Genomic DNA, 23,926 nt, shown 5'->3' with positions numbered 1-23,926 from the left:
GTTTATCCGCCGGGTGCCGGAGCGAAGATGCTACCCAGATGCGCCTCGCTTTCACCCATGCTGATCTTGTCGTTGAGGCCTTGGCGCAGGTAGGTCACCAGTTGAGGTTGCAGGGCAATCGCCAGGTCGGTCTCGCGATCACCGCCGGCCACATAGGCGCCCACGCTGATCAGGTCGCGGCTCTGTTGATAGCGCGACCACAGTTGCTTGAACTGCTGTGCGCGCATCATGTGCTCAGGCGTGACCACCGACGGCATCACCCGGCTGATGGAGGCTTCGATGTCGATGGCCGGGTAGTGCCCTTCCTCGGCCAAGCGCCGGGACAGCACGATGTGCCCGTCGAGCACGCCCCGCGCCGAGTCGGCAATCGGGTCCTGCTGGTCATCGCCCTCGGAAAGCACGGTGTAGAACGCGGTGATCGAACCCCCACCGGCTTCAGCGTTACCGGCGCGCTCCACCAGCTTGGGCAGCTTGGCAAACACCGACGGCGGATAGCCCTTGGTGGCTGGCGGCTCGCCAATGGCCAGGGCAATTTCCCGCTGGGCCTGGGCGAAACGGGTCAGGGAGTCCATCAGCAACAGGACGTTCTTGCCCTTGTCGCGAAAATATTCGGCGATGCGTGTGCAGTACATCGCGGCACGCAGGCGCATCAGCGGCGCGTCATCCGCCGGTGAGGCGACCACCACTGAGCGCTTGAGGCCTTCTTCGCCGAGGCTGTGCTCGATGAATTCCTTCACCTCGCGGCCCCGCTCGCCGATCAGCCCGACCACGATGATGTCGGCCTCGGTAAAGCGGGTCATCATGCCCAGCAGCACCGACTTACCCACGCCGGTACCGGCGAACAGGCCCAGGCGCTGGCCGCGGCCCACCGTCAATAATCCGTTGATGCTGCGAATGCCCACGTCCAGCGGCACGCTGATGGGGTTGCGCTTGAGGGGGTTGATGGTCGGGCCGTCCATCGGCACCCAGTCTTCAGCCTTCATCCCGCCCTTGCCGTCGAGGGCACGGCCGGCGCCATCCAGCACCCGGCCGAGCATGCTCATGCCCATGGGCAGGCGGCCGGTATCCGCCAGCGGCACCACTCGGGCGCCGGGCGCGATACCGGCAACGCTGCCGACGGGCATCAGGAATACTTTGCTGCCGGAAAAGCCCATCACTTCGGCTTCGACCTGCACCGGGTGGTAGCTGTCGTCGTTGATCACCATGCACCGGCTGCCCATGGCTGCGCGCAGGCCTTCCGCTTCCAGGGTCAGGCCGACCATGCGCAGCAGGCGGCCCTCCAGGATCGGCTGGCCCGGCAACTCAGTGACTTCGGCATAGCCACCCAGGCGCTTGGCGAAGCTGGTGCGATCAAGGCGCATCAGGGGTGTCCAGCTCGACGCTCAAGTCCGGCTCCGCCGGGTGCAGCGCCTGCTCGTGCAACTGGTCAAACAGCTTGGCCATGATCTGGGTGATGCGCGTCTCCACCGTGGCGTCGATGCGGCTGTGCTCGGTCTCGACTCGGCAACCACCGGGCAGCAGCGCGGCGTCTTCGACGATGCGCCAGGTTTCTTCATGGCGCTCGCGCAGGGCTTTGACCTGTTCGAAATCCTGGGGATTGATGTACAGCCGCACATTGCCGACGCCCAGGGGCAGCAGCTTGAGGGCTTCGCGCATCACGCTTTCGATTTGCGTGGAATCCAGGGCCAATTCGCGCTGAATCACCTGGCGGGTGATGTGCTCCACCAGCCCGACCATGGCTTTTTCGATCTGCGAATCCTGCTCGGCGATGGGCTCGAACAGGCTGCCCATCAGGGTTTCCAGGCTGGCCAGCTTGACGCTCAGCGCCGCCTCGGCTTCCTGGCGGACCTTGAGGGTGGTGCTGCGAAAACCGTCTTTCTCGCCGGTGGAAAAACCTTCGTTGTAGGCTTCCTGACGAATGCTTTCGAGCTCTTCCAGGGTCAGTGGCTGGACTTCTTCCAGCGGCACCTCTTCCATCTCGGCCGGAGCTTCTTCTACCGGCTCGGGCTCTGGCTCCGGGCGATGCGGGTCGAAACTGGGCAGCGACCAGACGTCGAACCCTCCGACGTCCCGTGCGCGAATCAGATCGCTGGGCGTCTCATCTTTGTTCGACATGCGCGGCGCCTTAAATCATTTCTTCGCCGCCCTTCCCACCGAGAACGATTTCTCCGGCTTCGGCCATACGGCGGGCAATGGTGAGGATTTCTTTCTGCGCAGTTTCCACGTCGCTGACGCGCACCGGGCCCTTGGCCTCGAGGTCGTCGCGCAACAGTTCGGAAGCCCGCTTGGACATGTTCTTGAAGATCTTTTCCTTGACGCCTTCGTCCGAGCCCTTAAGGGCCAGCACCAGCACGTCGGAGGAGACTTCACGCAGCAACGCCTGGATGCCACGGTCGTCGACATCGGAGAGGTTGTTGAACACGAACATGAGGTCTTCGATCTGCACCGACAGGGTATCGTCGATCTCGCGGATCGAGTCCATCAACTGGCCTTCCACCGAACTGTCGAGGAAGTTCATGATGTCGGCCGCACGCTTGATGCCGCCCAACGTGGTACGCGAAGCGTTGGAATTACCCGAGAACTGCTTCTCGAGAATCGTGTTCAATTCTTTCAGGGCCGCCGGCTGTACGGTGTTCAACGACGAGACGCGCAGGATGATGTCCAGGCGCACCTTGTGGTCGAAATGGCCGAGCACTTCACCGGCCTGGTCGGGGTCGAGATACGCCACCACGATCGCCTGGATCTGCGGGTGTTCGTAGCGGATCACGTCGGCCACGGCCCGCGGTTCCATCCACTTCAGGCTGTCGAGGCCGCTGGTGTTGCCACCCAGCAGGATGCGGTCGATCAGGCCGTTGGCCTTGTCTTCGCCCAGGGCCGAGGTGAGCATCTTGCGAATGTAGCTGTCGGAGCCGACACCCAGGCTGGTCTGGTCGCCGACGATCTCGACGAACTCGCTCATCACCTGCTCGACTTGCTCACGGTGCACATTGCGCATTTGCGCCATGGCCACGCCGACACGCTGAACCTCTTTGGGCCCCATGTGGCGCAGCACTTGGGCGGCGTCGGTTTCTCCAAGGGACAGCAACAGCACGGCGGCTTTGTCGACCCGGGAGAGTTTGGCTACTGCAGCTCGGCTATCACTCATCTGCGTTAATCCACTCTTTCACGACTTGGGCCACACGACCCGGGTCTTCGGCCACCAGGCTCTTGATTGCGTTCAACTGAGCGTCATAACCCTCGCTCGGGCTCGGCAACAGAATGCTTTGCGGGCCACCGAGGCTCACGCGGTCGTTGGCCAGTTCGCCATCCAGGCCGCCCATGCCACCCAGTTCGACGTCGCCGCCGGCCAGGGCCAGTTGTTTTTTGCCGTGACCGGTAATGTTGTTGAGCACCGGACGCAGCACACCGAACACCAGCACCAGGATGAACAGCACACCCAGCACTTGCTTGACGATGTCCCAGAACCACGGCTGAGTATAGAACGCTGCCTCGGCAATCACCTCGCCCCGCTCGGCGGAAAACGGCATGTTGATTACGCTGACGCTGTCGCCACGGCTGGCATCGAAGCCCACCGCGTCCTGCACCAGGCGGGTGAAGCGCGCCAATTCATCGGCGCTCCACGGGGCACGGGTAACGGCGCCGTCGGCGGCGTTGATCTTGACCTGGTCATCCACGACCACCGACACCGACAGGCGATTGATCCGGCCCTGCTGCTGCTTGGTGTGGCTGATGGAGCGGTCGAGCTCGAAGTTCTTGGTGGACTGGTTGCGCTTGTCGGCCGGGTACGGCGCGAGCATGGGCTGGCCGGTGGCCGGGTCCATGATCTGCTGACCGTTGGCGTCCAGCAGCGGCTGGCCAGGTTGCACCGCACCCGCGGTAGCGGCAGCGCCACCGGTAGTTTGCGGCGCCGTGGCCGGGGTTGGCGGCTGGTTGCTCAGGGCACCCGGCACGCCTTGCGGGCCATTGCTGGCGGTGCGTTGTTCGGTGGTCGATTGCTCGCTGCGCAAGGCAGGCTGGTCCGGGTTGAACTGCTCGGAGGTGGACTCGACGGCGCTGAAGTCCACGTCGGCAGACACTTCAGCCTTGTAGCGATCATTGCCCAACACCGGTTGCAGGATGTTGTGCACACGCTGGGTCAGCATGCTTTCCATGCGACGGCTGTAGTCGAACTGCTTGCCGGCCATGGTCAGCGAAGAGTTTTCCGCGAGGTCCGACAGCAGGTTGCCCTTCTGGTCGACCACGGTGATTTGCGACTTGCTCAATTCGGGAACGCTGGTGGCCACCAGGTTGATGATCGCCAACACCTGGCCAGGCTCCAGGGAGCGGCCGGCAAACAGCTCGACCAGTACCGAGGCGCTGGGCTTGCGCTCGTCGCGTACAAACACCGAGCTTTTCGGAATCGCCAGGTGCACGCGGGCGCCCTTGACGTTGTTCAACGCAGAAATAGTCCGCGCCAGCTCGCCTTCCAGGCCACGACGGTAGCGGGTGGCTTCCATGAACTGGCTGGTACCCAGGCCTTGGTCCTTGTCGAGGATTTCAAAGCCGATATTGGCGTCGGAAGGAGTGACGCCGGCCGCAGCCAGCTTCATCCGCGCACGGGCCACATCATCGGCCTTGACCAACAGGGCGCCGGAATTCGGTTCGACGGTGTAGCCGATGTCGGCTGCTGCCAGGGTTTCCATGATCTGCTTGGAATCCATGCCCGCGAGACTGCCATACAGCGGGCGGTAATCCGGTTGCTGGGACCACAGCACCACGGCAAAACCAATCGCCACGCTGGCAGCCAGGCCGACCATCAGGCCCACCTGACGCAGCATGGTCATCTCGGAGAGGTTTTCCAGGAACGACAGGCCAAACAGCGGCGGCTTGCCGTCTGCCTTGGCGGGTGCGTTATCCACGACTGCTTCTGCCATGACTCAAATCGTCCTTAAACCGGCATCTGCATGATGTCTTGATAGGCTTGAACCAGCTTGTTGCGCACCTGGGTCAAGGCCTGGAATGAAACGCTGGCTTTTTGCGAGGCGACCATCACGTCGGTGAGGTCCACGCCGCTTTTGCCGATCTCGAAGGCGGTGGCCAACTGATTGGAGGCCTGTTGGGTATCGCTGACTTTGTTGATGGCCTGGCCGAGCATGTCGGCAAAGCTGCTCTGGCCCAATTCCGGCACGGCTTGCGCGGCGGATTTCGGTTGGGCCATGGCATCCATTTGCATGGACCGCATATCCAACATCAACCGATTGAACTCAACACCTTGGCTCATGACCTTCTCTCTCCGACGACCCGCAATTTTTTGACACTACACAGCGATTACAGGGGTGGTAGCAACAAGGGTGCCAGCTCCGTGGCATTCTGTAAGAAAAGGCGACTGACCTTGTCGGCTTCGAGAATTTTCAGGTGGCGTAGAGGTAGGCTTCCACGTCCATCCCGGCATCGCGCATCTGCGCCAGCTTGTAGCGCAGGGTGCGCGGGCTGATACCCAGGCGCTCGGCGGCCTCTTTGCGGCGGCCGCGCTCGGAGCGCAAGGTGTCGATGATCATCTGGAATTCGCGGCGGCGCAGGTCGTCACCCAAGGCACCGGCCGACTCGGCAGGCGCGGCTTCAATCTGTGGCGCGACCGCCAGGCTTGGCAACGGCGCTGCGCCCGTGCCCATGGCCAGGCAGAAGTCTTGAGGCTGGATCAAACCGCCCTGTTGCAGAATCAAAGCGCGCTGGATTGCATTGTCCAGTTCCCGCACGTTGCCGGGCCAGGGGTAGCTGATCAGGCAGGCCTGGGCGTCGGGCGACAGGCGCGCCTGGGCGTGCTTCATTTTATTGACGTGCTTGCTCAGCAGGCGTTCGGCCAGCGGAATGATGTCTGCCGGGCGCTCGCGCAACGGGCGCCAGGCCAACGGGAACACCGAGAGGCGGTAGAACAGATCCTCACGGAAGCGCCCCGCCGCCACTTCGCCCGCCAGGTCGCGGTTGGTGGTGGCCACCACACGGATGTCCAGCTGGATCGGCTTGCGTGCCCCCACCCGCTCCACTTCGCGCTCCTGCAATACCCGCAACAATTTGGCTTGCAGGCCAAGGGGCATTTCGGAGATTTCGTCGAGCAGGATGGTGCCGCCATCGGCCTGCTCGAACTTGCCGGCCTGGGCGGCGATGGCGCCGGTGAACGAGCCTTTCTCATGGCCGAACAAGGTGGCTTCGAGCATGTTGTCGGGGATGGCCGCGCAGTTGATCGCAATGAACGGCTGACTGGCACGATGGGACTGCTGGTGGATGTAGCGCGCCAGCACTTCCTTGCCGGTGCCGGACTCGCCGGAGATCAATACGGTGGAATCGCTGCGGGCGACACGGGCCGCCAGCTCCAGCAATTGCGCACTGGCCGGCTCGAAGGCAATCGGACCTTCGCCGTCAGCGACACCCAGGGCACCGAGGGCATGGCGGGCGACCAGTTCGATCAAGGCTTTGGGTTCGAAAGGTTTGACCAGGTAATCCGCAGCGCCCTGGCGCATGGCGTCGACGGCGCGCTCCACGGCACCGTGGGCGGTCATCAACAGCACCGGCAATTGCGGCTGGCGCGCACGCAACAGGCCGAGCAATTGGTGGCCGTCCATGCCCGGCATGTTCACGTCGCTGACCACCAGGCTGAAGGACTCCTGCTCCACGGCCTCCAAGGCGTCTTCGGCAGAACCGACCGCCCGGTAGTCATGGCCCGCCAGCAACAGCGTGTCAGCCAATGCTTCACGCAGGGCGCGATCGTCTTCAACCAATAAAACCTTGATAGCCATGACCTTTTACTCCGCGCTGACGGCGCATGAAAACAGCGGCAGCGTGATCAACGCGCACGTGCCGCGACCCAACCGGGAATGCAGCTGCAATTCTCCCTGATGGGCACGGGCGACTGCCTTGACCACGGTCAGGCCCAGGCCGGTACCGTTGGTTTTGGTGGTGAAAAAAGGTTCGCCGAGGCGTTGCAGCACCACCGGGTCAATCCCGCTGCCACCGTCGCTGATGCTCAGGCGCAAGGTGTCGCCGCGACTATACAGGTGCACTTTGAGCCGCGCCCCGGGGCCGCTGGCCTGGGTCGCGTTTTCGATCAGGTTGAGCAGCGCGCCCACCAGGGTGTCGCGGTTGCACAGCAACTCGCCGTGATGGCTGTCGCACTGCCAACGGACTGACGCTTCCTGGATATGGGTGGCGGCTGCGGCTTGCAGGGACTGCATCAATGCAGCCGGGGTGACACGATCGGTCAGCGGCAATTCGCCGCGGGCAAACACCAGCATGTCGCGCACCTGATGCTCCAGCTCGTGCAGGCGCTCCTTGAGCCGCCCGGCAAAACGCTGGTGGGTGGCCGCCGGCAACTGCTCATCAGTCAAATGACTGGCGTAAATCAGCGCAGCGGACAACGGGGTACGAATCTGATGCGCCAGAGAAGCGACCATCCGCCCCAGGGATGACAGGCGCTCGTGGCGTGCCAACTGGTCTTGCAGGTGACGGGTTTCAGTCAGGTCGTTGAGCAACACCAACTGGCCGGGCTCGGCATCCAGGGAACGGGTGGCGATGGACAAGCGGCGTCCGTCCTTGAGGGAGATTTCGTGGCCGTCGTCTTCCCGCGGCGCAAAGCAGCGGGTGATGACCTCGCGCCACAGCTCGCCTTCCAGCGGCAGGCCCAGCATGTCGCAGGCGGCCGGGTTGGCTTCGCGCACGCGGCCCTGGTCGTCGATGACGATCACGCCACCGGGCAACAGGTCGAGGAGGTTTTGCAGGCGGTTGGCCAGGCGCTCTTTCTCGGCCAGCTCTTCCATGCGCTGGGCGCTGACCACCGCCAACTCGCCTTTAAGCTCGGAAACCCGTGCTTCCAACAGGCTGTAGGAGTCAGTCAATTGGCTCGACATCTGGTTGAACAGGGAAAACGCCTGCTCAAGCCCGAGACGGCTGATCTGCTCTACGGAGGGGGCAGGCCCCTGAGTGTCAGGGACCGAAGATAGTTGGGCGGCGTGGGGCATCATGCTCTCTCGCTTGGCTGACCGTCAGTTAAACGGAACGTTGCGAGTGCTGTAGCAATACCCGTGCCGAAAAAAAACCGCTGATTAATCAGCGGTTTGAAAAACAGGCGTCAATCATCCGCCTGTTCATCACCTTCTTTGCGGCTCATGCCGTACTTGCGCATCTTCTCCACCAGGGTGGTGCGGCGAATGCGCAGGCGTTCGGCGGCACGGGCGACGATGCCGTTGGCGTCGTCGAGGGCCTGCTGGATCAGGCCTTGTTCAAGGCTGCCGAGGTAGTCTTTCAAGTCCAGGCCTTCCGGCGGCAGCATGGCAGTGGAGCCGAGGTCCGGCGTATGGCCGTTGATGGCCACGCGCTCTTCCAGGTCGCTGCGCAGGCTGTCTACCAGTTGCTCGTCTTCGTCGTCGACGTAGCGGAATTTCTTCGGCAGCTCGACCACGCCGATCACCCCGTACGGGTGCATGATCGCCATGCGCTCCACCAGGTTGGCCAGCTCGCGGACGTTGCCCGGCCAGCCGTGACGGCACAGGGACATGATCGCCGCCGAGTTGAAACGGATCGAACCGCGCTTTTCGTGCTCCATGCGCGAAATCAGTTCGTTCATCAGCAGCGGGATGTCTTCGACACGCTCGCGCAGGGGCGCCATTTCAATCGGGAATACGTTGAGGCGGTAGTACAGGTCTTCGCGGAAGCTGCCGACCTCGATCATGCTTTCGAGGTTTTTGTGGGTAGCGGCAATGATGCGCACGTCGACGCTTTGGGTCTTGTTGCTACCCACACGCTCGAAGGTGCGCTCCTGCAAGACCCGCAGCAGCTTGACCTGCATCGGCAGCGGCATGTCGCCGATTTCGTCGAGGAACAAGGTGCCGCCGTTGGCCAGTTCAAAACGCCCGGCACGGCTGGTGATCGCCCCGGTAAAGGCGCCCTTCTCGTGGCCGAACAGTTCGCTTTCCAGCAGCTCTGCCGGGATCGCCCCGCAGTTGACCGGCACGAACGGCCCGTCGCGGCGCTTGGAGTGGTAATGCAGGTTGCGCGCAACCACTTCCTTGCCGGTGCCGGACTCGCCAAGGATCAGCACGCTGGCGTCGGTGTCGGCAACTTGCTGCATCATCTGGCGCACGTGCTGGATCGCACGGCTGGTGCCGACGAGGCTGCGGAAAAGATTGGGTTCGCGGTGACGGCCGCGTTCGCGGGCCTGGTCGTACATCTCGCGGTAGACCTGGGCACGGTGCAGGGAATCGAGCAATTTGCTGTAGCTGGGTGGCATTTCGAGGGTGGAAAGGACACGACGGCGCTGGTCTTCCGGAAGGTCCACAGAAGAAATATCGCCCATCAGCAACACCGGAAGGAACTCATCCCAGGTTGACAGTGTCTTTAACAAGCCCAAAACGGCGCCAGGAGCATTTACCGTCCCGATCAGCACACAAATGACTTCACGGCTCGACGACAAAGAGCTGACCGCCTGCTGCCAGTCGTGGCTGCCGCAGGGTAAATTTTCTTCCCCAAGAAAATTCAGGATCACCGCCAGATCGCGGCGTCGAACGCTATCGTCATCGATCAGCAGGATTTTGGTTTCACGCCACATGCAATAGCAACTTCCCTAGTAAAACTCTAATGCCCTCGAGTTGGGGCAATCTAGATAGCGGTAGGCATTTTCTGCGCTACAGCTTTCTGACGTCTGAAAATAGCACTAGTTAAGTCAAAAATATGTGCACGGTCAAATTAATGACGCGCCTTGTTCGGATTAACTGAGCCTTCAGCCGAACAGATGGTAAACCTTTGACGCACTTTCCGCTCGGTTGATCTGCGACATCTCCTCGAAAATCGCCTGACGCTCCCCGGTTGTCACCTCAAGCAGCTGCTGATACACCTCCAGCAAACTCTCCAGCTTTTCCCGCAGGGCATCTTCGTCCACCGGCGCATTGCTCAGCGCCTCATCAATCACCGCACGACACCCCAGGTCCAGTTCGCCGATGGCGTCCCAGTTACGTGCGGCCAATGCGTCCATCAAGGCTTCGCGGGTCTCGTCAATCCGTTGCAGGGCGTGGTTCATAACGTCTTCCTCAGGCCAGCAGGCCTACAGTGTTGCAATACCGTCCCAGCCTTCCTTGAGCGTAATCATCAAGCCGGCTACTTCGTCGATCATTGCCACATCGCTCTTGGTATTGGCTTCGAGCAAGCGCGTGGTCATGTAGGCGTACAGGTTATCCAATTGCTGCAAGGCGGCCGGATCATCGGTTTTTTCCGGGTTCAGGCCGTCACGCAGGCCAATCAGGATATCGATCGCCTTGCCCAGCAACAGGCCCTTTTGCGCGATGTCACCACGAGCCATGGCGCCCTTGGCCTGGGCCATGCGGTCCAGCGCGCCTTCCATCAGCATTTGAACCAGACGGTGCGGGCTGGCTTCGGAGACCTGGGCATGGGAATTGACCTTCTGGTATTGGCGAAGGGCTCTCATGGGATTCATGTTTCTACCTCGTGACAGGCAACAGCTAAAAAGAATGGGCTCTGACTATTATGTCGACGGTGTCGCAAAAAACTTTAAGCCGGCGGTCTGCTGAAGATCCCGCCCAGCGAAGCTATTCACTTCACCGGGCGGCTTCATTGAGGATCAACTGTCCGAGGAGGTCTTGTTCAGCGCGTTGAGCGTGGTCATGACACTGGAGCGTTGACTGGTGAGCTGAGCCACCAGGTTGTTCATGGTCGTGTACTTGGCGGTCAGGCTTGTCTTCAGGGCAGCCATGCGCGCGGTCAGGGTGTCCTGCTGGTTTTGCAGGTCCTTGAGGTTGGCCGACAGCGTCGAAGAACGCGTGGCCAGGACGCCGGTGTTGGTCACCGCATAGCTGTCGGTCGCAGATTTCATACGCGCCAACAGGCCATTGTCACCATTGAAAATGCCGCCGATGTCGGTGGGATTGGTGGCGATGGCGGCACTGAACACCTTGTCGTCAATGCTCAACTTGCCGGTTGTCTGGTCAGTGTTCACACCAAACTGGGCCAGGGATTTCAATGTGCCCGTACCGGCCAACGCATTCAGCTGAGCACGCACGGCCGTCTGCAAACCGCGCATGGTGGAATCGCCCGTCAGCGCAGCAGAAGTGGTGGAACCATCCGCGTTGGTAGTGACGGCGGTCTCGGTATTGATCGCGGTCATCAGGGCGTTATAGGTGTCGACAAAACCCTTTACCGAACTCTTGAGAGTGTCGGTACTACGCGTGACGGTGATGGTTGATGCTATCCGATCCTTTTCATCTTTGCTGCCGGTGGGCAGCGGAGACACCGCCACCAACTTAATACTCACACCACTGATCGCGTCGGACAGGGTATTGCTCTTGGATTCCTGAGCAGTACCGTCAATGGTGTACTTCGCATTCTGCGGCGGGCTGCCCACCACTGAAGAGCCAGTATCCAAACCGGAGTTGCCACCCAGCTTGATATCGGTACCGGCGCCAGTATTGGAAGACGTCACGACCAGTCGGGAACCGGTGGCATCAGTCAGAATGTTGGCACTCAGACCTGCGCTGCTGTATTGCGCGTTGATTGAGTCACGCACCTGCTGCAACGTCGCTCCAGGTGGAACGCTGACCCCATAGCTCTGACCTGACTGGGAAATTTCCAGGGTCGTCGCAGTGGTGCCGGTATTGACGACCGTCTTCGCCCCCGCCGCATAAGTCTGGGTAGCAACTTTCGAAGCCGTCGCCAGTTGGCTGACGATCAAGGAGTAGCTCCCGGCAGAAGCACCGGCGCCCAGGGTGACGGTAGAAACATTGGCATCCGAGGTGGTCGCCGTCAGGCCGCCGATACTGGCGTCCTTGGTCATGTTGTCCATGGCGCCGCGGAAGGCATCCAGCGCCGCTTGAATCTTGCCGATCGAGGACAGTTGGGCGGTCGACGTTTGCGTCTGCTTGTTGATCTGCGACTGCTTGGGCGCTTGTTCAGCGTTCACCAAGGCCGTAACGATCGACTCGGTATTAATCCCCGTAACCGGGCCGCTTACCGTGATATCACCCATGACTCTTCTCCTGATCGGGGCTGGCGCTTTCTTGACGGACGACGCCTCAAGCAGCTACAGCAACAAAATTCATGCCAGCTCAGACTTTAGCGTCAAACAACACGTTGCTGGCGTCGTGAAGGCTTTGTGCGAGTTTCAATGCGGTTTCCGACGGGATCTGACGAATGACCTCGCCGCTTTCGGTCGCGATGACCTTGACCACCACCTGATGGGTGGAGTCATCAATGGAAAAATCCAGGTTGCGCTGGGCCGCCTGGACAAATTTGCGAATATCGTTGACGGCCTTTTCCAGGTCGTCCGGTTTCGCTTCCTGCTTGGGCTTTACTGCTGCGACGGTCGCATCAACCTTGGGGGTCTGCGAGTCGGCAGTCACAGGGGCAGGCGCACTCTGTGGCGTTGGGGCAGCAGGATAAGACAGGTTCAACTTGACGCTCATGTCCATGTCCAATCTCCTCATCACGCAAAAGACAAAAGGGCACGTAAACGCGCCCTTCCGTCAGTCATCTACCGATGGCTATTACTGAAGCAGCTTCAGTACAGCGGATGGCAGTTGGTTGGCCTGGGACAGGATCGCAGTGGAAGCCTGTTGCAGGGTTTGTTGCTTGGTCAGCTGAGCAGTTTCTGCAGCGTAGTCAACGTCCTGGATCTGACCGCGAGCGGCGCTGGAGTTGTCCGAGATGCTCTGCAAGTTAGCAACGGTGTTGTCGAAACGGTTTTGTACAGCACCGAGACCGGCACGCTGGGAGTCGATGTCCGAGATCGCCTGGGTGATCACGTCGATCGAGTTCTGTGCGTTGGCAGCAGTGGTGATGTCGGTGTTGTTAACGGTGGTTTTGGTGGAGTTGGCAGCAGTACCAGTCGCTGCGAACAGACCAGTCACACCGGCGCCGCTCAGGGAGTAGCTGCTGGAGGAGTTCAGGGAAACTGCACCAGTAGCGATGATCGCGGTGTTAGCCAGAGCAACGGCAGTACCGAAGGTGCCAGTGCCGTCTTGGGTAGCCACTTTGATACCGGCAACAGCGCCTGGGTCGCCAGCGTTGAAGGTCAGGTTCTCACCGGTGTCAGACTTGACCGACAGCGCTTGAGTGGTCGAATCGTAGTTAACGGTGATGCCCAGCTTGGCAGCGTTGGACTTCAGCTGGTCAGCCAGATCGGAAGTGCTGGTTACGCCAGTGAACTGGACCGCAGTACCGCTGCCGACTTTCAGGGTGAAGTTAGCGCTGGCAGGGGTTGCACCAGCAATGGCAGCGGAGTCAACGGTGAACTGGGCAACAGTGCTGGCAGTAGCAGCCAGGCCGCCGACAGCGCCGTTCATCTGAGCAGCGATCTGCTTGGCGGAAGCACCAGCAGCGATGGTCAGGTTGGAGGACTGGCCGCCACCGGTAACAGCGATCGCGCCGCCGGCAACGCCTGTTGCGCTTGGAGCAACGCCTTGGGATTTCAGCTGCTGCGAACCAATGTTGTTGGCCGCAACGTTACCGATGCTCATGTCGATGGTCTGGTTGGCGTTGGCGCCGACCTGGAACGAAGTGGTACCGAAAGAACCGTCCAGCAGGTTCTTGCCACCGAAAGTAGTGGTGGTAGCGATACGGGTCAATTCAGCAGTCAGAGCAGCGTATTGAGCCTGGTTCGACTTACGGTCTTCAGCGCTTGGCGAGCCGTTGGCGGATTGCAGAGCCAGGGTACGCATGCTTTGCAGGATGTTGGTGGACTGCTGCATGGCGCCTTCAGCGGTCTGAGCAATCGAGCTGCCGTCGTTGGCGTTCTTGATTGCAACGCCCAGGCCGTTGATCTGGCTGGTCAGACGGTTGGAGATTTGCAGGCCGGCCGCATCGTCTTTGGCGCTGTTGATACGCAGGCCGGAGGACAGACGCTGCATGGAAGTTTGCAGGGCGCCGGAAGCCTTGTTCAGGTTGTTCTGAACGTTCAACGAAGCAAGGTTAGTGTTTACTGTTAAAGCCATGACGAAATCCTCGTGGGTTGTTTACTGCGGCTTCCGGCCCTGGCAACCGCCGGGTGTGGCCTAGAGAACCTTCGTAATAGTTATCGTCGTGAAAGCAGGTTGCTTGAGGACTTTTTTGATTTTTTTTACTAGCACGATGCCACCCCTTGTAATTCAAGCATTTACGACGGCCCAAACCCCCGCAGTTGCTGGCTTTTTGGCGCCAAATAAAAACGCCCATGATCTTTCGATCATGGGCGTTTTTTTGTGCAGCGCCTTTAAGGCATCAAGGGCGATGCAAAATCGCCGAGCCCCAGGACAGGCCCACGCCAAAACCACTGATGGCGACGCGCTTCCAGGTGGAGTCGAGCATATGCTTTTCCAGCAGCAGCGGAATGCTCGAGGACACGGTGTTGCCGGTCTCGACCATGTCCTTGATGAACTTGTCCACCGGTGCATCTTCGAAACGCCGGGCCACGGCGTCGACAATCGCCGCACTGCCCTGGTGAATGCAGAATGCGTCAATCTCGTCAGCCTTGAGGTCCGACTCATTGAGCAGCTCGTGCAAATGCGCCGGCACCTTGAGCAAGGCGAAGTTGAACACCTGGCGGCCGTTCATGAAGAACACGCCATCGCTGACCTTCAAGTGCGGCGCACCGGAACCGTCAGTGCCGAACTTGGCCTTGCCCAACTGCCAGGGCGCGTCTTCGCCCATCCAGGTGGCGGTAGCGGCATCGCCGAACAGCATGGTGGTGTTGCGGTCTTCCGGGTCGACGATCTTCGAGTACGGATCGGCGGTCACCAGCAGGCCGTTTTTCAGGCCAGTGGCTTCCATGAAGCCCTTCATCGCATAGATGCCGTAGACATAGCCCGAGCAGCCCAGGGAAATATCAAAGGCCGCCACGTGAGTCGGCAGGCCCAGTTTGTCCTGGACGATGGCGGCGGTGTGAGGCAAGCCCTCTTCGTCGCCGTTCTGGGTGACGACGATCAGCGCATCGATGGATTCGCGCTTCAAATCGGGGTTGTTGGCAAACAAGGCGTTGACCGCCTCGACGCACAGATCGGAGGTTTCCTGTGCAGCATCCTTGCGCGGCAGGAACGCCGAACCGATCTTGCCAATGATGAATTCTTCATCCTTGGCGAATTTGGCACCCTGGGCGTAGTTATCGATCCCGTCTGCCGGCACGTAACTGGCGATGCTTTTTATGCCAATCATTGTGGCTTCCCAATACTAAATAGCTGGAGAACACCCCGCGAGACACGTCGCCGGGTGCTGACAATAATGGGGATAACCCCGCAAAAAACTCGCCGAAAACCGCCTTTACACCTTGGCGGCAGGCCCTCGCAGAGACCTGGCGACGACCTATCCTTTTCACACGATACAGTGAAGATGCGCTTTATGACTCACAGGTCACTCAATTTTCTGCGCTTTGTGCGAAACACGGGGACATACAAGCGCCAAAAACCACAACGGCCCACCCCGTTTCCAGGGTGAGCCGCAGGTTTGCAGCTGCTCGAATCACATCTTGCTGAACAGGCTCAACTGGGAGATTTTCACGAACGCCAGTTGCGAGGCCTGCAGCATGGTCTGCTGCAAGGTCAGGTCAATGGCGGCTTGCCCCATATCAACGTTGGCCAGGGACGACATGGTGGACGTATTGGCCAGGCCCAGGCTGGTGTTTTCCGTGCTCTGGATATCCATCGCACTCTGGCGTGCACCAATGGAGCCGCGAACCTGGTCGATCTGCGCCGAAGCGTTACCCAGGTTGCCAATACTCGTGGCGACCACGTCCTTGAGGTTATTCAAGGCAACCGGATTGCCGTCGGCCGGGGTTTCCAGGGCCTTGCGCAATTGGCCCAGGGTGTCCAGGGCATTCATGTTCTTGTTGCTGGTGGCGCCGACCGAGAACTGGTCACCGGCACCTGGCGTGCCACTCACACCAAAGGTCAGGCCGGCCGTGGTGATCGACGTCGCGCCGGCAGCCATGGTGCCGCTGGCAATGGCCTTGCTATTGGCGGAGTACGGCTGGGCGAACACCTGGTAATCGGTGCCACTGGTGAACTTGATCACCGCACCCGAGTTGGGAAAGGTGCTGGTATAAGCCGCCGAATCCGTGACCGTGCCACCCGTCAGTTGCGCAGTGGACGGATTGCTTGCCGTACGGGAAATACTGAAGCTGTCAGGCTTGGTTGCCAGGGAGAATTGCTTGCCCGCCACCAGCGCATCGGATGCCGGGCCCGACGCAACGTCTTTGCCCAGGTTCAGCCGGATGTCGAACGTGACACCCCGCAGGCTGACGCTGGATGAGCCTTCCTTGGTGGAGTCAAACGTACCGTTACCGGTGATCTCCGAGGTGACGTCGTTGCCGTCCTTGTCGGTCACGCTGTATTGGGTGCTGCTGGAGAAGGTCAGCTTGTACGGCTGGCCATCGGAAAAGCTGTTGGCAAACTTCGTGCTCGACGTGACCAGCCCCGCCGAGATCCCCACCGTGCCGTCATTCACGGCAGGCGGCAGCAACGTGGCCTGGGTGCGACCGGTATTGGACGAGCTTTCCAGCAGCGCCTTGCCGGTATCACCCATGGAGATCGAGAGGTTGTTGGAAATCTGCAGGCTCAGGGGCGTCTCGTCACCCTGGTAGGTGTAAGTACCGTCATTGTTGCGGGTGTACGGCGGTGTATCGGTCTTGGCACCGGAGAACATGTAGTTGCCGCTGGAATCCTTGGAGTTGAGCAAGCCCAGCACCTGGTCCTCAAGCGCTCCTACCTGGGCGGCAATCGCCTTGCGATCGTCATCGCTCTTGGCGATGTTACCGGCCTGCTGCGCCAGGCCCTGGGCGGTTTGCAGCGCGTTATTGATGCTTTGCAGCACGCTCTCTTCGTTGGTCAGGGAGTTTTGCAGGGTGGTGATGTTGGTGTTGTATTGCCCCAACATGTCTTTCTGCTGCTGCAGCATCAGCAATTGGGCAGCAGCCACCGGGTCATCGGAAGCGGTCTGCACCCGGACGCCGGAACTCGCCTGGTCCTGGGCCTTCACCACACCGGAATAGTTGTCCTGGTATTTGGCGGAGCTGGTGTCGAAATACTGCTGTGTAGAAATACGCATCGTCCCAGACTCCCTTAAAGTGCGTTGATCAGTGTGCTGAAGGTTTCCTGCGCCGCCTTGATGATCTGCGACGACGCGGTGTAGTACTGCTGGAACTTGATCATGTCGCCCGCCTCTTCATCCAGGTTGACCTGGGACACCGAGTTGGCGGCCGCCTTGTTCGCCGTCAGCAGCGCACCGGTCGCGGTGCTGTCGGTATTGGCCTGGGCAGCCTTGGAACCCACTTGGGACACCAGGCGGCTGTTGGCACTGACCAGGCTCACGCCCCCGTTGCCGTCCGTCACACCGACAGTTGCCTTGGTTTGCAGCGCCAGCAGCGACTGGGCGTTGCGGCCGTCGGAGGTGGCGCCACTGTTGAAGGAGAAGGTGGTGCTGTCGTTATTGGCCGGCGAGCCGCCAACGGTGGTGTCAAAACTGAAGCTCTTGCCGGTGATCACGGCGCCGGTGGCGTCGCGCATCGGCACATTGATGGTGATCTTGTTGCCCTGGCCCGGAATGATGCTGCCGGTGCCGATCTTGAAGCCTTGGGCGTCGGTGACGGTGTACGGCTGTGTGCCGTCCGCGGCCTTATCGCCGAACACCATTTTCACCGGCATCGAGTTTTCGATCCCGGTGCGCAATTGGGCGGTATCGGCACCGCCATGAATATCCAGCGGCACCGTCAACTGCGGCGGCGTGAACGTGCCGGTGCCGGTGTTCTTGCCGGCAACGCCCGCCAATGGGCCGGCGAATGCGAGTTTATTCGGGTCCGTCAGGTCGACGCCGATCCCGCTGGCGCCATTGCTGGTGGGGCTGACCTTGAAGCTGTCACCCGCCGCCATCGGCCCTTTGCCATCCAGCGCCAGGGTGAAACCGTCAATCACCGGCGGCGGCGTGGTGGTGGTATCGAACGAGCCCATGGCCTTGCCATCGGAACGCACCACGTTGTACTGGTTGCCGCTGGTAAACGTGACCTTGTAGTCGTAGGTGGTCAGCTTGCTGCTGTCGGCAATCGACACATTCAGGTTGCCGGAGCCGGCGCTGTTACCCGCGGTCCCCTGACTACGCTGGGAGATGGCGGCCGCACTGTTGATATCCGAGAACAGCGAAGAGCCGAAATCACCATTCAAATCCAGGCCCTGGCCCAACTGGTTGTTGACGGTATCGGCGGTGACGATGGCCAGTCGGCCCAAGTCATTGATGGCCGGCATCAGCACATCACTGCGATAACGCATCAGGCCGCCAATGCTGCCACCGCTGACCACCGAACCGATGTCCATGGAGGTGCTGCCCATGTTGATCTGAATGGTGTACTGGCTGCTGTCGTTCTTGCTCGGCACTGCCGAAATGGTATTGGCAACATCGCCGTCTACCAGCGACTGGCCGGTGCCGGTTGTGATGTTGACCTGGCCGTCCTTTTCAGTGGCCGTGACACCGATCAGTTCATTGAGGGAGCGCACCGCTTCGTTGCGCGCATCCAGCAGGTTGGCGGGCGCGTTGCTCGTCGAGCCCTGGACCTGGGAAATCTGCTTGTTCAGGGATGCAATCGAGGAGGTCAGCTTGTTGACCTGATCACTCATGGTGCTCAACTGGCCGTTGATGCTTTCTTTCTGTTGAGTCAACTGCGAGGAAATCGCGTTGAACCGGTTGCTCAAGGTCTGGGCACTGGTCACCAGCAATTGCCGGGCGGACACATCACTGGGCGTGGCTGCAGAAGCCTGCGCCGCCGCGAAAAAGGCGCTGAGCACGGCCGACATGCCGGTGCTTTTGTCCGACAGGGTCTTGTCGATTGCACTGGCCTGGCCCAAGTAAGCATTGGCGTCGCTATTGAGCGCGGTGCTGTTCTGGTAAGCGGTGTTCAGGAAGTCGTTGTACACCCGGCGCACATCCGCCAGGGTCGTACCGGTGCCGATGAACACACCGCCGAACGCATTCGACGCACTGGCGTTCTGGGTGGTCTGCTGACGCGAGTATCCCGGGGTGTTGACGTTGGCGATGTTGTTACTTAAGACCGACAACGATCCTTGGGCGGCATTGAGCCCCGACATCCCGATATTGAGCAAACTCATGATTCAGACCTTATAAATGAGTGGAAGCGCCCGCGGCAGCGTAGTTCTGGTAGCTGTTCATCGTTTTTGCGATCTGCGAAATCTTGCTGGCGTAATCCGGGTCGGTTGCATAACCGGCTTTTTGCAACTCGCGCACAAACTGTTCCGGGTTGTCGGCTGATTTCACAACTTCTTTATAGCGATCATTGCTTTGCAGCAACGTCACCAGGTCATGGAAGCTGTCCTGGTAGGAGTTGTAGGAACGGAACTGCGCCGTCTCCTTGACCATCGCACCATTGCGAAACTCGCTGGTGATCGCCCGGGCCTGTTCGCCCTGCCAACTCTGGCCGGCCTTGATGCCGAACAGGTTGTGGCTGCTGGTGCCGTCTTCGGCACGCATCACCGATTTACCCCAGCCGGTTTCCAAAGCGGCCTGGGCCACCAGGTAGCGTGGGTCGATGCCAATCCGCGCGGCGGCCTGCTTGGCCATCGGCAACATGGTGGCGACAAATTCATCCTGCGAACTGAAGGCTTTTTTCGCGGGTGCCAGCGGCGGCTGGGCCACGGCGCGACCGTAAACCTGCATTTGTCCGCGCGGGGGTAGTGCAGCCAGGCTGCGGGCAGAACTGTTGACCACACCGTCATCGGCGGCGCTGTTACGCAGCGGCGCGGCCTTGGCGGCAGTGGTGGTGGCATCGGCACCCGGCACGATGCCGGCCAGCAGGCGATCCGTCAGCTTGCTCGGCAACGAGATGCGCCGCTGATTCATCAGCGCCATATCGTTGGCGTGGGAGTTGGTGCCTTCAGGCACCGCCACGCGGTACGCCCACAAAGGCCGTTGACCATTGCTGCGGCCCAGCGGGCCATCGGCCTTGGTACCGGCGGCAATTTCGGTCGGCACATCCACCTTCTTCGCCGGTGCGGCCGGGCCTTGCAAGGTGGCCGCCTGGGCGTCCACCGGCTTGTTCTTCTGCATCTGGCGCATCAGCACGTCTGCCAGGCCAATACCACCGCCCTCACGAGACAGGGAGACCGCCAACTGCTGGTCGTACATTTCCTGGTACTGCTTGGCCGCCGGAGTATTCAGCGGGTTGTCCTTGCCCAGGGCTTCGGTGGCCGAGCGCATGGACTTGAGCATCTCGCCGAGAAACAGCGACTCGAATTCCTGCGCGACCTTGCGCATGTTGCCGTCGCTGTTCTTGTCGCCGAACTTCAACTGGTTGAGCCGGTTGAGGTCGGAATAAGAACCCGAGTCCGCCGTGCTGGTCAGGCCGCTTTTGCGCATGTCCATGGCCATGGCGTCAGATCACGATCAGGTCGGCTTGCAAGGCGCCGGCCTGTTTCAATGCTTCGAGGATCGCCATCAAGTCGCCGGGCGCTGCGCCCACCTGGTTCACCGCGCGGACAATCTCGTCCAGGGTGGTACCAGGGCCGAACTTGAACATCGGCTTGGCTTCTTGCTGGGCATTCACCCGCGAACGGGGGACCACGGCGGTCTGGCCGTTGGACAACGGGCCAGGCTGGCTGACGATCGGGTCTTCGGTGATGGTCACGGTCAGGCTGCCGTGGGTCACCGCCGCTGGCGAAACCTTGACGTTCTGGCCAATCACGATGGTGCCGGTCCGCGAATTGATGATGACTTTCGCCACCGCCTGGCCCGGGTCAACCTCAAGGTTTTCCAGCAGAGACAGGTAGTCCACACGCTGGCTTGGGTCCAGCGGAGCGGTGACACGCACCGAACCACCGTCGATGGCCTGGGCCACGCCCGGGCCGAGCAGCTCATTGATCTTGTCGACCACGCGCTTGGCAGTGGTGAAGTCCGAACGGTTGAGGTTCAGGGTCAGGCTGTTGCCCTGGTTGAAGCCGCTGGGCACGGTGCGCTCCACCGAGGCACCACCGGGAATCCGGCCGGCCGACGGCACGTTGACGGTGATCTTCGAACCGTCACGGCCTTCGGCGTCAAAGCCGCCCACCACCAGGTTGCCCTGGGCAATGGCGTAGACGTTGCCGTCGATACCTTTGAGCGGCGTCATCAGCAAGGTGCCGCCCCGCAGGCTTTTCGAGTTACCCATGGACGAGACGGTGATATCGACCACCTGCCCTGGCTTGGCAAACGGCGGCAAGTCAGCGCTGATGGACACCGCCGCGACGTTCTTCAACTGCACGTTGCCCGAACCCGGCGGTACCTTGATGCCGAACTGCGAAAGCATGTTGTTGAAGGTCTGCAGGGTGAACGGGGTCTGGGTGGTCTGGTCACCGGTACCGTTAAGCCCCACCACCAGGCCGTAGCCGATCAACTGGTTGGACCGGACGCCGGAAATGCTCGCGATGTCTTTCAAGCGCTCAGCCTGGGCGCCTGCGCTCAGGGCCAGCAGCAACATCGCAGCCATCAGCTGTTTGAAGTTCAAAGTGATCACCTAGAAAGGGAACAGCGGGCTAAGGAAGAAACGGTCAAACCAGCCCGGCTGACTGGCGTCAGCAAACGAACCCGTACCCGAGTAGGTGATGCGTGCATCGGCAATCCGTGTCGACGGCACGGTGTTGTCGGTGGAGATATCGTCGGCGCGAACCATGCCCGCAATGCGCACCAGTTCGTCACCGGTGTTGAGGGTCATCCACTTCTCGCCGCGTACGGCAATGATGCCGTTGGGCAGCACGTCGGCCACGGTCACGGTGATCGAACCGGTCAGGCTGTTGCCCTGCCCCGCCGCACTTTTGCCGTTGGTGGCGCGGTCGCCGCTGTAACCGGCGTCCAGGCTCAGGTCACCACTGCCCAGCGGGTTGTTGGTGTTCGGTACACCGCCAAACAACGAGGTCAGGCCGATGCTGGTCTTGCTGGTCTTGCCGATCTGCGAGTTGGCGTTCTTGCTCGCCTGGGTCTTCTCGTTCAGCGTGATGGTGATGATGTCACCCACCCGGAAGGCCTTGCGGTCGCTGTACAGGTTCTGTTCGAAACCGGCCTGGTAGATCGAGCCATTGTTGGCGGCCGCCGGCAACGGCGTGCGTGGCAACACCGGCGCATAGTACGGATCATTGGGCTTTGGCGTCGGCGCGACACAGCCCGCCAGCGCAGCAATCCCACTCAATGCCAGAACAGAAACATAGCGATTCATGACCCATACCTCACGGTGTTGCAGGCGCCTTCAAGAGCGCCCCATAGACTTGATTACAGATTCTGCGTTACGAACGAAAGCATCTGGTCGGCGGTGGAAATCACCTTGGAGTTCATCTCGTAGGCGCGCTGAGTGGTGATCATGTTGACCATCTCTTCAACGGTGCTGACGTTGGACGTTTCCAGGGTGCTTTGCAGGGTGGTACCAAAACCGTTAAGGCCAGGGGTGCCGATTTGCGGCGCGCCGCTGGACGCGGTTTCCAGGAACAGGTTGTTACCAATCGCCTGCAGGCCGGCCGGGTTGATGAAGTCGGCGGTTTGCAGGTTGCCGATCACCTGGGAGGCCGGGTTGCCGGCCACAGTGATCGACACGGTGCCGTCGTTGCCGACGGTGAAAGTCTGGGCGTTGTTCGGCACCACAATCGCCGGCTCCAGCGCGAAACCGTTGGCGGTCACGACCTGGCCATTGGCGTCCAGGTGGAACGTACCGTCGCGGGTGTAGGTGGTGGTGCCGTCCGGCTGCAGGATCTGGAAGAAACCCTTACCGTTGACCGCCAAGTCCAGCGGCTGGCCGGTTTGCTGCAAGTTACCGGCGCTGAAGTTCTTCTGAGTGCCAACGATGGCCACACCGGTACCCAGTTGCAGGCCCGACGGCAATTCGCTGTCCTGGGTCGACTGGGCGCCAGGCTGCTTCTTGATCTGATAGAGCAAGTCCTGGAACTCGGCGCGGTCACGCTTGAAACCCGTGGTCGACACGTTGGCCAAGTTGTTGGAAATGGTGGTCAGGTTGGTGTCCTGGGCGGACAAACCGGTTTTGGCAACGTATAGAGCAGGAAGCATGTTCTTCTCCTTCGTGCGCCTGTTTTATGGCGCCGCGCTACAAAAATTAGTGTGTGGCTGCTATCAGCTCATCGCCAGAACGCGAGTCATGGCCTGGTCGTCTTCTTTGGCGCTGTTCATCATCTTGATGTGCAATTCGAACTGCTTGGACAGAGCCAGCACCGCCGTCATTTCTTCAACGGCGTTCACGTTGCTCGCCTGCAGGAAGCCCGACGTCAGCTTGACGGTGGCATCGGCCTGGGCCGGCTGGCCATCCTTGGTGTGGATGGTGCCGTCGAGGCCCTTGGTCATGTTCTTGAGGTCGGGCTGCACCAGCTTGATCCGGTCCACTTCAGCCATCACTCGCGGGCCTTCGCCCATGGCGCGGATGCTGATGGTGCCGTCCTGGCCGACTTCGATCTGCTGCTGGGGCGGCACGGCAATCGGGCCGCCGTTGCCCATGATCGGCATCCCGTTGCCGGCCCGCAGCACGCCCAGCGCATCGACGTTCATGCTGGCGCTGCGCACGTAGGACTCGCCGCCATCCGGGTTTTGCACGGCCATCCAGCCGTCGCCGCTGACGGCCACGTCGAGGTCACGGCCGGTTTCAATCATCGCGCCAGGGGAAAAATCCGTGCCTGGGCGCTCGGTCAAGGCAAAGGCCCGCGCCGGAAAGCTGTCACCGAACACCGGCATCGAGCGCGCCTGTTCCAGGTCGCGTTGAAAACCATTGGTGGAAACGTTCGCCAAGTTGTTGGCGTGGGCCTTCTGCGCCAGTGCATTCTGGCTGGCGCCGGTCATTGCCACGTAAAGGTACTTATCCACGCTCTTTCCTCTTTCTGACGGACGCTTGCCGCCCACCGCTGTACTGATGAGGCTTAAGCAATTTGCGAACCAACTTTTGGAAATACGGAAAAGT

The 23,926-nt window shown here is 60.8% G+C and carries 21 protein-coding genes; all 21 read right to left on the bottom strand.

The genetic code is table 11. The annotated features are described in order from the left end of the window. Window positions 1-2: 2 nt before the first annotated feature. Window positions 3-1,361: a flagellar protein export ATPase FliI gene (gene fliI / locus BLU46_RS25095; protein ID WP_017477459.1), complete on the bottom strand. Its 1,359-nt coding sequence runs from the start codon at window positions 1,359-1,361 to the stop codon at window positions 3-5. After that, a complete protein-coding gene (fliH, locus tag BLU46_RS25090) occupies window positions 1,351-2,115 on the bottom strand; it encodes a flagellar assembly protein FliH (protein WP_063028094.1) in 765 nt (254 codons plus the stop codon). Before fliH ends, fliI begins: the two co-directional genes overlap by 11 nt. A 10-nt stretch (window positions 2,116-2,125) precedes the next feature. Then, window positions 2,126-3,145: a flagellar motor switch protein FliG gene (gene fliG / locus BLU46_RS25085; protein ID WP_017477457.1), complete on the bottom strand. Its 1,020-nt coding sequence runs from the start codon at window positions 3,143-3,145 to the stop codon at window positions 2,126-2,128. Further along, window positions 3,138-4,913: a flagellar basal-body MS-ring/collar protein FliF gene (gene fliF / locus BLU46_RS25080; RefSeq protein WP_063028092.1), complete on the bottom strand. Its 1,776-nt coding sequence runs from the start codon at window positions 4,911-4,913 to the stop codon at window positions 3,138-3,140. Before fliF ends, fliG begins: the two co-directional genes overlap by 8 nt. A 14-nt stretch (window positions 4,914-4,927) precedes the next feature. Further along, entirely contained in the window at window positions 4,928-5,260 is a 333-nt protein-coding gene (gene fliE / locus BLU46_RS25075) for a flagellar hook-basal body complex protein FliE (RefSeq protein WP_003214581.1), read from the bottom strand. 130 nt (window positions 5,261-5,390) lie between these two features. Further along, entirely contained in the window at window positions 5,391-6,773 is a 1,383-nt protein-coding gene (locus tag BLU46_RS25070) for a sigma-54-dependent transcriptional regulator (RefSeq protein ID WP_093207479.1), read from the bottom strand. Window positions 6,774-6,779: 6 nt separating this feature from the next. Then, complete coding sequence (locus tag BLU46_RS25065) at window positions 6,780-7,991, bottom strand: sensor histidine kinase (RefSeq protein ID WP_093210191.1); 1,212 nt, start codon at window positions 7,989-7,991, stop codon at window positions 6,780-6,782. 110 nt (window positions 7,992-8,101) lie between these two features. After that, a complete protein-coding gene (locus BLU46_RS25060; RefSeq protein ID WP_063028088.1) occupies window positions 8,102-9,577 on the bottom strand; it encodes a sigma-54 dependent transcriptional regulator in 1,476 nt (491 codons plus the stop codon). A gap of 171 nt (window positions 9,578-9,748) precedes the next feature. Further along, window positions 9,749-10,045: a hypothetical protein gene (locus tag BLU46_RS25055; protein ID WP_063028086.1), complete on the bottom strand. Its 297-nt coding sequence runs from the start codon at window positions 10,043-10,045 to the stop codon at window positions 9,749-9,751. A 24-nt stretch (window positions 10,046-10,069) separates the two neighbouring features. After that, window positions 10,070-10,459 carry a flagellar export chaperone FliS gene (gene fliS, locus BLU46_RS25050; protein WP_026077955.1) on the bottom strand — a complete coding sequence of 130 codons (390 nt, stop codon included), beginning with the start codon at window positions 10,457-10,459 and terminating at the stop codon, window positions 10,070-10,072. 144 nt (window positions 10,460-10,603) lie between these two features. Next, window positions 10,604-12,004, bottom strand: coding sequence for a flagellar filament capping protein FliD (fliD, locus tag BLU46_RS25045; protein WP_063028084.1), 1,401 nt, complete (start codon window positions 12,002-12,004; stop codon window positions 10,604-10,606). A gap of 79 nt (window positions 12,005-12,083) precedes the next feature. Further along, the gene (locus tag BLU46_RS25040) at window positions 12,084-12,446 is read right to left on the bottom strand and encodes a flagellar protein FlaG (protein WP_093207474.1); all 363 of its coding nucleotides are present in this window, start codon (window positions 12,444-12,446) and stop codon (window positions 12,084-12,086) included. 75 nt (window positions 12,447-12,521) lie between these two features. Beyond that, the gene (locus BLU46_RS25035) at window positions 12,522-13,967 is read right to left on the bottom strand and encodes a flagellin N-terminal helical domain-containing protein (RefSeq protein WP_063028081.1); all 1,446 of its coding nucleotides are present in this window, start codon (window positions 13,965-13,967) and stop codon (window positions 12,522-12,524) included. Window positions 13,968-14,232: 265 nt separating this feature from the next. After that, window positions 14,233-15,162: a ketoacyl-ACP synthase III gene (locus BLU46_RS25030; RefSeq protein ID WP_063028079.1), complete on the bottom strand. Its 930-nt coding sequence runs from the start codon at window positions 15,160-15,162 to the stop codon at window positions 14,233-14,235. A 303-nt stretch (window positions 15,163-15,465) separates the two neighbouring features. After that, window positions 15,466-17,049 (bottom strand): flagellar hook-associated protein 3, encoded by a 1,584-nt coding sequence (locus BLU46_RS25025; RefSeq protein ID WP_063028077.1) that lies wholly within the window; start codon window positions 17,047-17,049, stop codon window positions 15,466-15,468. Between the two features lie 14 nt (window positions 17,050-17,063). Then, a complete protein-coding gene (gene flgK, locus BLU46_RS25020; protein ID WP_063028075.1) occupies window positions 17,064-19,097 on the bottom strand; it encodes a flagellar hook-associated protein FlgK in 2,034 nt (677 codons plus the stop codon). Window positions 19,098-19,107: 10 nt separating this feature from the next. Then, window positions 19,108-20,373 (bottom strand): flagellar assembly peptidoglycan hydrolase FlgJ, encoded by a 1,266-nt coding sequence (gene flgJ, locus BLU46_RS25015; RefSeq protein WP_093207467.1) that lies wholly within the window; start codon window positions 20,371-20,373, stop codon window positions 19,108-19,110. 4 nt (window positions 20,374-20,377) lie between these two features. After that, a complete protein-coding gene (locus BLU46_RS25010) occupies window positions 20,378-21,466 on the bottom strand; it encodes a flagellar basal body P-ring protein FlgI (RefSeq protein ID WP_032899355.1) in 1,089 nt (362 codons plus the stop codon). 27 nt (window positions 21,467-21,493) lie between these two features. After that, window positions 21,494-22,189 (bottom strand): flagellar basal body L-ring protein FlgH, encoded by a 696-nt coding sequence (flgH, locus tag BLU46_RS25005; protein WP_010166028.1) that lies wholly within the window; start codon window positions 22,187-22,189, stop codon window positions 21,494-21,496. A gap of 53 nt (window positions 22,190-22,242) precedes the next feature. Next, a complete protein-coding gene (gene flgG / locus BLU46_RS25000) occupies window positions 22,243-23,028 on the bottom strand; it encodes a flagellar basal-body rod protein FlgG (protein WP_017477441.1) in 786 nt (261 codons plus the stop codon). Window positions 23,029-23,091: 63 nt separating this feature from the next. Further along, on the bottom strand, window positions 23,092-23,832 hold the full coding sequence (locus BLU46_RS24995) for a flagellar basal body rod protein FlgF (RefSeq protein ID WP_063028071.1): 741 nt from the start codon (window positions 23,830-23,832) through the stop codon (window positions 23,092-23,094). Window positions 23,833-23,926: the final 94 nt, after the last annotated feature.

It is taken from the genome of Pseudomonas yamanorum (assembly GCF_900105735.1).
Lineage (GTDB): Bacteria > Pseudomonadota > Gammaproteobacteria > Pseudomonadales > Pseudomonadaceae > Aquipseudomonas > Aquipseudomonas yamanorum.
The sequence above is the reverse complement of the archived record's forward strand: the minus strand, read 5'-3'. Positions and strand labels throughout refer to the sequence as shown.